Here is an 11,912-nt window from a genome sequence, read left to right as displayed (position 1 = left end):
CTGGCCGTGGACTTGTACGACGACAACGCCGCCGCCCCGGTGCTCGACAGCGCCGACTTTTACGCCGACTGCCGCGCCCTGCTCACCGACGAGGGCTGCATGACCGTCAACCTGTTTGGCCGTGGCTCCAGCTACGCCCAGAGCCTGGAAAAAATCGCTGCCGCCTTTGGCGAAGACGCCCTGTGGGCCTTCAAGCCCACGCGCGAGGGCAACACCATCGTGCTGGCCCAGCGCACGCCCAGCCGCTTCAAGCGTGGCGAGCTGGCCGCACGCTGCGAGCAAGTGCGCGAACGCTGGGGCCTGCCCACCGCCAAATGGGTGCGCGGTTTCAAGCCCGTCACCGACTGATGCCATGACCACCACCACTGCACACGACCCCGCCCCCGCTGCACTGGGTGCCCCGCCGCCCGGCCCGCTGGACTGGCGCCGCATCGTCGATTGGTTGCACGCCGACGGGGTGATTGCCCCCGAAGAGGCCCAGCGCACGATAGCCCGCTGCTCCCAGGCCGAGAGCCGCCAGCACCCGCTGGTGCGCCTGGCCAGCGTGGCCATGTCCCGCGCCGTTGACGGCAAGCCGCTGGACATCGAGATGCTCACGCAGTACCTGGCCGAGCGCGTGGGCCTGCCCTATTTGCGCATCGACCCGCTGCGCGTGGACGTGGGCAAGGTGGCCGACACCATGAGCGCCAGCTACGCCGAGCGCCACAAGGTGCTGCCGGTGCAGGTCACGACCAAAGAGGTGGTGGTGGCCACCGCCGAGCCCTTCATTGACGACTGGGTGGCCGAGGTGGAGCGCCAGGCCAAGCGCCCGGTGCGCCGCGTGGTGGCCAACCCGCAGGACATCCAGCGCTACACCGCTGAATTTTTTGCCCTGGCCAAATCGGTGCGTGCCGCGCAAAAAGCCGGTGGCAGTGCGGGCGCCAGCAGTTTCGAGCAGCTGGTGGAGCTGGGCCGCAGCAACAAGCAGCTCGACGCCAACGACCAGGGCGTGGTCAAGGTGGTGGACTGGCTGTGGCAATACGCCTTCGACCAGCGCGCCAGCGACATCCACCTCGAACCCCGGCGCGAGCAGGGCGTGATCCGCTTTCGCATCGATGGCGTGCTGCACCCGGTCTACCAGATGCCGCTGGGCGTGATGAATGCCATGGTGGCGCGCGTCAAGCTGCTGGGGCGCATGGACGTGGTGGAAAAGCGCCGCCCGCAAGATGGCCGCATCAAAACGCGCAACCAGCGCGGCGACGAGGTGGAAATGCGCCTGTCCACGGTGCCCACCGCGTTTGGCGAAAAAATGGTGATGCGTATTTTTGACCCCGACACCGCCGTCAAAGACCTCGATGCGCTGGGCTTTTCTCCGCACGACGCACAGCGCTGGGAGGGGCTGATCCGGCGGCCCCACGGCGTCATTCTGGTGACGGGGCCTACCGGCTCGGGCAAGACCACCACGCTGTACTCCACGCTCAAGCGCGTGGCCACCGAAGAGGTCAACGTCAGCACCGTCGAAGACCCGATTGAAATGATCGAGCCCAGCTTCAACCAGACGCAGGTGCAGCCGCAGCTCGATTTTTCATTTGCCGAGGGCGTGCGGGCGCTGCTGCGCCAAGACCCGGACATCATCATGGTGGGCGAAATCCGCGACCTGGAGACGGCTGAAATGGCCGTGCAGGCTGCGCTCACGGGCCACCTGGTGTTCAGCACCTTGCACACCAACGATGCCCCCAGCGCCGTCACCCGGCTGATGGAGCTGGGCATTCCACCCTACCTGCTCAACGCCACGCTGCTGGGCGTGCTGGCCCAGCGCCTGGTGCGCACCCTGTGCGTGCAATGCAAGCAGCCCGACCCCGATGCGCCGCTGGCCGCACTGACCGATGCCGTCAAGCCCTGGAAGCTCACCGGCAGCTACCACCCCTACAAGCCAGTGGGCTGCGTGGACTGCCGCATGACCGGGTTTCGGGGCCGCATGGGCTTGTACGAGTTGCTCACGGTCAGCGAGGCGCTGCGTGACGGCATTGGCAGCGAGCCCTCGCTGGACGCACTGCGCCGGCGTGCCGTGCAAGACGGCATGCGGCCCCTGCGCATGGCGGGCGCGCTGCGCGTGGCGCAGGGCCTGACCACGCTGGAAGAGGTGATAGCGGCTACACCGCAGCCCTAAGAAATCAGGGTAACTACCAATAAAAACTGTAGGTGGAATCCACATGGGGCGCCCCCGGGATTGCGCAGAGAATCTGCCGCTTGTGCTTTCAGTCTGGGAGACAGTTTCGTGAAAATCAAGAGTCAAAAAGACTTTTTTTCCGGCCTCATGTTCATGGGTGTCGGCGTGGCCTTTGCCTGGGGGGCCACCAATTACAACGTCGGCACGGGTGCGCGCATGGGCCCGGGGTATTTCCCCCTGGTGCTGGGCATTTTGCTGGCCGTGATTGGCACGGTGATTGCCTTCAAGGCCACCGTGATCGAGACGGTCGATGGCGACAAGATCGGCAAATGGGCCTGGAAGCCGCTGGGCTTCATCCTGGCCGCCAACTTTGCCTTTGGCATCTTGCTGGCGGGTCTGCCCAGCCTGGGTATTCCGGCCATGGGCCTGATCGTGGCCATTTACGGGCTGACCTTCATCTCCAGCCTGGCGGGCAGCACCTTCAACGCCAAAGAGGTTTTCATTCTGGCCACCGTGCTTGCGGTGGGCAGCTACGTGGCATTCGTATGGGCACTGAAGTTGCAGTTTCCCGTCTGGCCGAGCTTCATCGCCGGCTGATCCAGGAGCATTGACACCATGGAATTGTTTGACAACCTGGCGCTCGGCTTCGGCGTCGCCTTCACGTTTCAAAACCTCATTTACTGCTTTATCGGCTGCCTGTTGGGCACGCTGATTGGCGTGCTGCCCGGCATTGGCCCGGTGGCCACCATCGCCATGCTGCTGCCCGCCACGTATGCGCTGCCACCCGTGTCGGCGCTGATCATGCTGGCCGGTATTTACTACGGCGCCCAGTACGGCGGCTCCACCACGGCCATTTTGGTCAACTTGCCGGGAGAATCGGCTTCGGTGGTGACGGTGATCGACGGCTACCAGATGGCCCGCAAGGGCCGCGCTGGGCCCGCACTGGCGGCAGCCGGTTTGGGCTCGTTCTTCGCCGGTTGCGTGGGCACGCTGATTCTGGCGGCCTTTGCACCGCCGCTGACCGAAGTGGCTTTCAAGTTCGGCCCGGCGGAATACTTCTCGCTGATGGTGCTGGGCCTGATTGGTGCCGTGGTGCTGGCTTCGGGCTCGCTGCTCAAGGCGGTGGCCATGATTGTGCTGGGCCTGCTGATGGGCCTGGTGGGCACCGACGTGAACTCGGGCGTGGCCCGCTTCTCGTTCGACATCCCTGAACTGACCGACGGTATCGGCTTTGTCGCCATCGCCATGGGCGTGTTCGGCTACGGTGAAATCATTGCCAACCTGGCCCGTCCCGACGACGAGCGCGAGGTGTTCACTGCCAAGGTCGAGGGCCTGTTCCCCACCAAGGAAGACTTCAAGCGCATGACGCCCGCTGTGCTGCGCGGCACGGCGCTGGGCTCGGCGCTGGGCATCTTGCCTGGTGGCGGTGCGCTGCTGGCCTCTTTTGCGGCCTACACCATCGAGAAGAAGACCAAGCTGCACCCTGGCGAAGTCCCCTTTGGCCAAGGCAACATCCGTGGCGTGGCTTCGCCTGAAGCGGCCAACAACGCGGGTTCGCAAACCTCGTTCATCCCGCTGCTGACACTGGGCATTCCACCCAACGCCGTGATGGCGCTGATGGTGGGCGCCATGACCATCCACAACATCCAGCCCGGCCCGCAGGTCATGACCAGCAACCCCGATCTGTTCTGGGGCCTGATCGCCTCGATGTGGATTGGCAACGCCATGCTCATCATCTTGAACCTGCCGCTCATCGGCATCTGGATCAAGCTGCTGACGGTGCCTTACCGCTGGCTGTTCCCGTCCATCGTGCTGTTCTGTGCGATTGGCGTGTACTCCACCAACAACAACACCTTTGACGTGTGGATGGTGGGCGGATTTGGCCTGATCGGTTACATCTTCCACAAGCTGGGGGCCGAGCCTGCGCCGCTGCTGCTGGGCTTCATTCTGGGCCCGATGATGGAAGAAAACCTGCGCCGCGCACTGCTGCTCTCGCGCGGTGACTGGAGCGTGTTTGTCACGCGCCCCCTGTCGGCTGGCTTGCTGGCGGCTGCGGCCTTGCTGATCGTCATCGTGCTGCTGCCTGCGGTGAAGAACAAGCGTGAAGAGGCTTTTGTAGAAGATTGATGTCGGCGCCTTGCGCTGATGGATTCCCCCTCGCAACGGCACCTTCGGGTGCCGTTGCTGCGTTGGCGCGCAGCTTTCATCCGGCAGACGGGGTATTCAGCCGCAAAATGGCAGGCTGTTTTTTGCCGACCCTGACTTCACCCTTGCCTATGGCCCCCCACCCAGCGCAACACCCGCAGCGCGCCCTGCTGCACAACGAAATCCACGCCCGCCCGCCCGAGGCCATCACGGCGCCCGTGGCCATTTCGCACCTGGTCATGCTGGCCGATGCGGCCGGGCGCGAGGCCAGCCGCGCGCACCTGTGCGATTTGCTGCGCGAGCGCCACCAGCCCCTGCCCGATGCCCAGGCCACCCATTTGCGCCTGGACCTGGGGGCGTTTCGCATCCGCTGGGAGCTGCACACCGAGTTTGTGACTTGGACGTTTGCCGTGCCCATGCCCGCCGAGGGCTTTGGCGAGCGCGAACCCGTGGGCGCTGTGGCCGCTGTGCCCCACCAGTGGCTGGCGGCGCTGCCTGGCCAGTGCCTGTGCAGCCTGCACCTGTGGGTGCTGTCCACCCAGACCTTTGGCGCCAGCCCGCTGGTGCCCCATGTGCTGCACGAGGACTCGTTGATCGCCTCTACGGTGGCCGATGGCCATGGCGAGGTCTATACCGACTTTGCCCTGCACGCCGACGGCTACTCGCGCATGGTGCTGTTGACGGGCGGCATGACCCCCCGGCGCCTGGGCCGCCTGGTGCAGCGCCTGCTGGAGGTGGAAACCTACCGCATGGCCGCGCTGCTGGGCCTGCCCGCTGCGCGCGAAGCCGCCGCCGTGCTGGCCAGCGCCGAGCGCGAACTGGCCGAGCTGGCAGACGCCATCCGCACCGCCCAGCGCCACGCCGAGCCCGCCCTGCTGGAGCGCCTGACGCGCCTGGCCGGCCAGGTCGAGAGCCAGTACGCGGCCACGCACTCGCGCTTTTCGGCCAGCAAAGCCTATTTTGAGTTGGTCGACCGGCGCATCGCTGACCTGGCCGAGTCGCGCCTGGCGGGCCTGCAAACCATCCGCGAGTTCATGGACAGGCGCCTCTCGCCTGCGCGCAGTACCTGCGAGTGGGCCGCGCGCCGCCAGGAGGCGCTGTCGCAGCGCGTCTCGCGCATGAGCAACCTGCTGCGCACGCGCGTAGAAATCGAGCAGCAGGAGAACAGCCACGCCCTGCTGGCCACCATGAACCAGCGCCAGGGCTTGCAGTTGCAATTGCAGTCCACCGTCGAGGGGCTGTCGGTGGCCGCCATCACCTATTACATCGTCGGGCTGGTGAGCTATTTGGCCAAGGGCGCGCAAGGCATAGGCTGGCCCCTGGCGCCCGAGACGACGGCGGCGCTGGCCATCCCGGTGGTGTCGCTGAGCGTGTGGTGGTCGCTGCGGCGCCTGCACCACCGGTTGTTTCCGCACTGAGCTGCGCTGGTGTATACATAAAGCATCAAAAGTGCCTCCAGCCCCATCGCATCAAGCGCAAGCAGCTACCAAAAAGAGAGCGCTTGGACTGGCTTTTGCCGTGCTTGGGGCCATTGCTTTCAGCGGCAAGGCCATCATCGTCAAGCTCGCTTACCGGCATGGGGTGGATGCGGTCACGCTCATCATGTACCGCATGCTGTTTGCCCTGCCCATTTTTGCCGCCATGGCCTGGTGGGCCAGCCGGGGCCAGGCGCCGTTGGCGCAGCGCGACTGGCTGGGCGTGCTGGGCCTGGGGGTGTCGGGCTACTACCTGGCCAGTTTTCTGGACTTTGCCGGGCTGGCCTATATCAGCGCTAGCCTGGAGCGGCTGATTCTGTACCTCAACCCCACCATCGTGCTGCTGCTGGGCTGGGCCTTGTATGGCCGGGGCATTCGCGCCCGCCAGGCGTTGGGCATGGCCTTGAGTTACTGCGGCGTGGTGCTGGTGTTTGGCATGGAGCTGCGCGGCCAGCAGGGCGCGCACGCCGCCTGGGGCGCGGTGCTGGTGCTGGGCAGCGCCCTCAGTTATGCCGTGTACCTGGTCTATAGCGGCGAGATGGTCAAGCGCCTGGGCGCGCTGCGCCTGGTGGGGCTGGCCACCACCGTGGCCTGTGTGCTGTGCCTGTTGCAGTTTGCGCTGCTGCGACCCTGGTCTGCGGCGCTGGTGGCGCCCCAGGTGCTGTGGCTGTCGGTGCTCAACGCCACGCTGTGTACGGCGGTGCCCGTGCTGCTGGTGATGATGGCCATCGAACGCATTGGCGCCAGCGCTGCCGCGCAGACCGGCATGGTGGGCCCCATGTCCACCTTGCTGATGGGCGCGTGGCTGCTGGACGAGCCGTTCACGCTGTGGGTGGCCGCAGGCACTGCGCTGGTGATTGCCGGTATTTTTGTGTTCACCCGCGCACCGCGCCGGGTGTGATTTTTTCTACAAGGGAGTGGGCGATGGACTTGGGTATTGCAGGCAAATGGGCGCTGGTGTGCGGCGCCAGCAAAGGACTGGGGCTGGGCTGCGCGCAGGCGCTGGTGCGCGAGGGCGTGAACCTGGTCATCAACGCACGCAACCCCGATGCGCTGGCATTGGCTGCTTCAGATTTGATAGCTGCTGGCGCAAGTGCAGCGGGCGCCAGAGGCCAAAAAGACCATATCCCCACCGTGCTCCCCGTGGCCGCCGACATCACCACGCCCGCCGGGCGCGAGGCCGCCTTCAATGTGCCGGGCGGGCCGGGGTGCAGCTTTGACATCGTCGTGACCAACGCGGGCGGCCCGCCCACGGGCGATTTTCGGGACTGGGGCCGTGCCGAGTGGATCGCCGCCGTCGAGGCCAACATGCTCACGCCCATTGAACTCATCAAGGCCACCGTAGACGGCATGGCCGCGCGCGGGTTTGGCCGCATCGTCAACATCACCTCCAGCGCGGTCAAGGCGCCCATCGACATCCTAGGCCTGTCCAACGGCGCGCGCAGCGGGCTGACCGGCTTTGTGGCGGGCCTGGCGCGCAATCCCAAGTTGGCAGGGCAGGGCGTTACGGTGAACAATTTGCTGCCCGGCAAGTTCGATACCGACCGCCTCCAGACCACCTTGCAGGGCGCCGCCACCAAAACCGGCAAGCCCCTGGAGGCGGTGCGTGCCGCACAGGTGGCCACCATTCCGGCGGGGCGTTTTGGCACGGCAGAAGAGTTTGGTGCGATTTGTGCTTTCCTGTGCAGCATGCAGGCGGGCTACATTACCGGACAAAACCTGCTGGCCGATGGCGGTGCGTACCCAGGGGCTTTCTGACCGGGTGCGTCCCCCTGTTTTCGGGATGCAGCCAGGTCAACAACAGGCAATTGCCAACGGGAGGGGGATTCCATGCTCCATTGCAGTTTGTGGAAAAAGCGCTGGGTGCGTGGCCTTGCGCTGGGCGCTTTGTACGGTGCGGCCTGGTCTGCGCACGGACATGCGATGCCCTCTGCGCACGGGCATGTGCTGCCCTCTGCGTTGTCGCCTCCCGTGCTGCACGCTGCTGCGCCAGCCCAGGCAGCCGTTCTCGCCGCAGCACCGCCGCGTTCTGATGCCGCTGCCAAGCCCTACCAGATGCGCGTGGTGGGCGGGCTGGCCAACGTGAACCAGTACAAACGCTGGGAAGAACCCTTCTGGACACAAACCCTGCCGCGCCTGAGCGCTGGCCGCTTCAGCGCCGAGATCGTGCCCTTTGACCGTGCAGGCGTGCCCGGCCAGGAGATGCTGCGCCTGCTGCAACTGGGCGTGGTGCCGTTTGGCACCGTGCTTATGGCATCGCTGGCCGCCCAGTACCCGCGCTACACGGCGCCCGACCTGGCCGGCCTCAACCCCGACATGGCCAGCCTGCGCCAGAGTCTGGCGGCCTTTCGCCCGTACCTGGAGCAAAACTTGCGCGAGCAGCAGGGCGTCGAGGCGCTGGCCGTGTACGTCTACCCGGCCCAGGTGCTGTTTTGCCGCAAACCACTGTCCGGGCTCACCGATCTGGTGGGGCGCCGGGTGCGCGTGTCCTCCAGCGGGCAAGCCGATTTTGTCGAAGCCCTGGGGGCCATGGCCGTGTTCACAGACTTCTCCCAGGTGGCGGCCAGCATGCAGTCGGGCGCCGTCGATTGCGCCGTGACCGGTACCCTGTCGGGCAACACGCTGGGCCTGCACCGCCTGAGCACCCACCTCTACCCCATGCCCCTGACTTGGGGACTGGCCATTTTTGCGGCCAACCGCCGCGCCTGGGAGGGCCTGCCCCCCGATTTGCGCACCCTGCTGCGCCGCGAACTGCCCCGGCTGGAGGCTTCCATCTGGGAGGCCGCGCAGCGCGACACCGCCGAGGGCATCGCCTGCAACACCGGCGCGCGCACCTGCGCCCCCGAGCAGCGCGGTGACATGGCGCTGGTGCCCGTGTCTGCGCAAGACGATCGCCAGCGCCAGACGCTTTTTGCCACCGTGGTTCTGCCGCGTTGGTTGCAGCGCTGCGGTCGGTCTTGCGCGCAGGTCTGGAACCAGACCATCGGGCCAGCGCGTGGCCTGCCAGCGCCCACCACGTACTGACCACCTGCAAGGGCCGCCATGGGTTTTCTGCGTACCAAAATTGCCGTCTGGACTTTGGCTGCGCTGTTTTTGCTGGCGCTGGCCATGACTGCTGCATCGCTGGCGTGGAGTGGTCGGCACAACGCGCTGCAAGACGGCCAGGCCCAGGTCGAGCGTTTCATGGCAGTGTCAGAGGCCGCACTCAACCGCAACTTTCTGGCCATTGATATTTTGCTGGCCAGCACGGAAGAGCTGCTGCTGCTTTCGGGCAGCGCCGCCGGCGCGATGGAGCCCTGGCAGACCAGCCGCTGGTTGCGCAGCGCCGCACGGCAAAACCTGCTGGTGCGCTTTATTGCGCTGCTGGACGCGCAAGGGCGGGTGCTGGCCTCATCGGATGCCGCCGCCGAGCAGGTGCCGCTGCGCCTGCCCGACGGTTTTTTTGCCAAGGCGATGGCGCAAGAGCTGCCAGCCACCCTGGTCAGTTCGCCCGTGGTGGGCCAGGCCAGTGCCGAGCAGGTGCTGTACTTTGCCCGCCCGGTGCCCCTGGCCGATGGCACCCAACTGCTGGCCCTGGCCGAAGTGCCCGCCGCCATGCTGACGTCGGTGCTGCTGCAAGGCGGAAGCATTGAGGGCCTGGAAGTCACCCTGGAAGACCGCGAGGGGCGCCTGATACTGAGCACCCCCGAGCCGCCCTGGGGCCATGACTACACCTCGCCCGTGCCATTGCACCGCCTGTCGGCCTCCCCTGTGGACTGGGACATGGTGGCGCGCCTGAGCGCCACACCCGCTTTGGTGCAGGTGCGCCCCACATTGCACCCGGCGCTGTGGATTTCTGCCAGCCTGCCCCGGGCAGCGGCGCTGTCAGGGTGGCAAATGCACCAGCACATCATCCTGGCCGTGGCCCTGGCCTTTGGGTTGACGGTGCTGGCCGTGGCAGGCTTTGCGCTGGATTACCTGGGCCGCATGGCCAACGCGCGCCAGACCATTGCACAGTCCAAGGCCATGCTGGACCAGGCGCTGGAGTCCATGGTCAGCGGCTTCATGTTGCTGGATGCCGGGCGCCGGGTACGGCAGTGGAACCACCGCTTCGAGGAGTTTTTTCCGTGGCTGGTGCCCATGCTGGCCCATGGCGTCAGTTTTCGCGATGTGCTGGAGGCCACCGTCCCACACCAACTGCCCCAGGCCAGCGCGGCAGAGCGCCAGCGCTGGGTAGAGCTGCGCCTGCTGGAGCAACTGAACCCGCAGGGCACATTTGAGCTGCTGCTGCCCAGTGGCCGCAGTGTGCAAATCGTGGAGCGCACCACGCCCGAGGGGGGCCTGGTCATCACCTACCACGACGTGAGCGACCTGCGCCGCGCCAGCGCTGAGATCGAGCACCTGGCTTTCTACGACCCCCTGACCGGCCTGCCCAACCGGCGCCTGCTGCTGGACCGCCTGGCCCAGGCCACCGTGGCGGCCGAGCGCACGGGCCAGTATGGGGCGCTGTTGTTTCTCGATCTGGACGATTTCAAGGGCCTCAACGACACCCAGGGCCACGAGATGGGCGACCGGTTCTTGCAGCAGGTGGCGCAGCGCCTGCGCGCCTGTGTGCGCCAGGCCGACACCGTGGCCCGGCTGGGGGGCGATGAGTTCGTCATCTTGCTCACCGACCTGGCGGCCAGCCCTGACGAGGCCGCCACACTGGCCCGCCAGGTGGGCGAAAACGCCCTGCACAGCCTGGCCCAGCCCTATCTGCTGGGCACGCACACCTACCACGGCAGTTGCAGCATGGGGGCGACCTTGTGGGCAGGCAACGACCAGTCTGCGGCAGAACTGCTCAAGCGTGCCGACATCGCCATGTACCAGGTCAAGGCAGCGCATGGCAACGGCCTGTGCTTTTTCGACCCCCGGATGCAGACCGCCATCAGCCAGCGCGTGCAACTGGAGACCGACTTGCAAACCGCGCTGGTGTTGCAGCAGTTCACGCTGCACTACCAGCCGCAGTACACGCTGGCGGGCGCCATCGTCGGGGCCGAGGCGTTGTTGCGCTGGCAGCACCCCGAGCGCGGCCTGGTAACGCCCGGCGAATTCATCGCCGTGGCCGAAGAAAGCGACCTCATCGTGGCCATGGGCGACTGGGTGCTGCGCAGTGCCTGCGAGCAGCTGGTGGCCTGGGGGCGTGAGGCGAATCTGTGCCACCTGCGCTTGTCGATCAACGTCAGTGCGCGCCAGTTTCGCCGGCCCGATTTTGCCCAGCAGGTCATTGCCATGCTGCAACAAACGGGCGCGCCTGCGCACCTGCTCAAGCTGGAGCTGACGGAGTCGCTGATGCTCGATAACGTGGACGACACCATCGCCAAAATGCACCAGCTGCGCACCAAGGGTGTGCGTTTTTCGGTGGACGACTTTGGCACGGGCTACTCCTCGCTGGCCTACCTGACGCGGCTGCCGCTGCACCAGATCAAGATCGACCAGTCGTTTGTGCGCAACCTGGGCGTGCGCCCCACCGATGACGTGATCGTGCAGACCATCATCGGCATGGCGCGCAACCTGGAGCTGGAAGTGATTGCCGAGGGTGTGGAAACCGAGGCGCAAAAGAAATTTCTCGCCCTGCATGGCTGCGATCTGTACCAGGGGTATCTGCTGGGCCGACCCATGCCGGTGGCCGACCTGGAAGCCCAGCCGCCGCTCTGGCCGTCCCCGGCGCCTGGCGGGGGCGTCGCTCTGTTGTAGCGGTGCCGTGCAAGGTGCGCCAGCGCGCGTTCAGCGCCGGGCCGACACCACAATGCCGCCCACGATCAGCACAAACGCTGCGGCGTGGTACAGCCGGGGCATTTCGCCCAGAAACGCTGCCGACAGCACTGCCGCAAACAGCGGCGTGAGGTTGGTAAAGAACCCCGCCACCGCTGGGCCAGCGCGCTGCACGCCAATGCCCCAGCTGCGGTAGGCCAGCAGCGCCGGGCAGGTGGCAATGAACGCCAGCGCCGCCGCCAGCGGCCAGCCCCATTGGATGTGCGGGTGCGCCGGGCCCAGCGCCCACTCCACGCTGGTGAAAAGGCCCGACCAGCCCAGCCCAAAAATCAGCTGTGCCATCAAAAACGCCGCCCAATCGCTGCGCACGCTGGCGGGCTCGCGGGTGCGTACCAGCAGCCAGCTGTAAA

Annotated in this window: 10 protein-coding genes; 9 read left to right on the top strand and 1 reads right to left on the bottom strand. The window is 66.3% G+C overall.

What is annotated here, in order from left to right; all coding sequences use genetic code 11:
- From PHX69_RS11120 to PHX69_RS11080, 9 genes are all read left to right on the top strand, one after another.
- The coding region (locus PHX69_RS11120) for a spermidine synthase (RefSeq protein WP_502958522.1) at positions 1 to 348 on the top strand (348 nt) is incomplete at its 5' end.
- A gap of 4 nt (positions 349 to 352) precedes the next feature.
- Complete coding sequence (tfpB, locus tag PHX69_RS11115; protein WP_288043754.1) at positions 353 to 2,149, top strand: type IV pilus assembly ATPase TfpB; 1,797 nt, start codon at positions 353 to 355, stop codon at positions 2,147 to 2,149.
- Positions 2,150 to 2,257: 108 nt separating this feature from the next.
- On the top strand, positions 2,258 to 2,746 hold the full coding sequence (locus PHX69_RS11110) for a tripartite tricarboxylate transporter TctB family protein (RefSeq protein ID WP_288043753.1): 489 nt from the start codon (positions 2,258 to 2,260) through the stop codon (positions 2,744 to 2,746).
- A gap of 18 nt (positions 2,747 to 2,764) precedes the next feature.
- Positions 2,765 to 4,276 (top strand): tripartite tricarboxylate transporter permease, encoded by a 1,512-nt coding sequence (locus tag PHX69_RS11105; RefSeq protein WP_288043752.1) that lies wholly within the window; start codon positions 2,765 to 2,767, stop codon positions 4,274 to 4,276.
- 149 nt (positions 4,277 to 4,425) lie between these two features.
- Positions 4,426 to 5,712, top strand: a complete 1,287-nt coding sequence (locus PHX69_RS11100) for a DUF3422 family protein (RefSeq protein ID WP_288043751.1) — start codon at positions 4,426 to 4,428, stop codon at positions 5,710 to 5,712.
- A gap of 31 nt (positions 5,713 to 5,743) precedes the next feature.
- Positions 5,744 to 6,670 carry a DMT family transporter gene (locus PHX69_RS11095; protein WP_502958521.1) on the top strand — a complete coding sequence of 309 codons (927 nt, stop codon included), beginning with the start codon at positions 5,744 to 5,746 and terminating at the stop codon, positions 6,668 to 6,670.
- Between the two features lie 23 nt (positions 6,671 to 6,693).
- Complete coding sequence (locus PHX69_RS11090) at positions 6,694 to 7,527, top strand: SDR family oxidoreductase (RefSeq protein ID WP_288043749.1); 834 nt, start codon at positions 6,694 to 6,696, stop codon at positions 7,525 to 7,527.
- Between the two features lie 165 nt (positions 7,528 to 7,692).
- On the top strand, positions 7,693 to 8,793 hold the full coding sequence (locus PHX69_RS11085; RefSeq protein ID WP_502958520.1) for a TRAP transporter substrate-binding protein: 1,101 nt from the start codon (positions 7,693 to 7,695) through the stop codon (positions 8,791 to 8,793).
- An 18-nt stretch (positions 8,794 to 8,811) separates the two neighbouring features.
- Positions 8,812 to 11,484: a bifunctional diguanylate cyclase/phosphodiesterase gene (locus tag PHX69_RS11080; protein WP_288043747.1), complete on the top strand. Its 2,673-nt coding sequence runs from the start codon at positions 8,812 to 8,814 to the stop codon at positions 11,482 to 11,484.
- 30 nt (positions 11,485 to 11,514) lie between these two features.
- Here PHX69_RS11080 and PHX69_RS11075 read toward each other — a convergent pair.
- Positions 11,515 to 11,912, bottom strand: a 398-nt coding sequence (locus PHX69_RS11075; RefSeq protein ID WP_288043745.1) for an EamA family transporter, incomplete at its 5' end; no start/stop codon positions are given.

This window comes from Simplicispira sp. (genome assembly GCF_028687295.1).
GTDB lineage: Bacteria > Pseudomonadota > Gammaproteobacteria > Burkholderiales > Burkholderiaceae_C > Simplicispira > Simplicispira metamorpha.
Note: the sequence above shows the minus strand (reverse complement) of the source record. Positions and strands in the feature narration are given on the sequence as shown.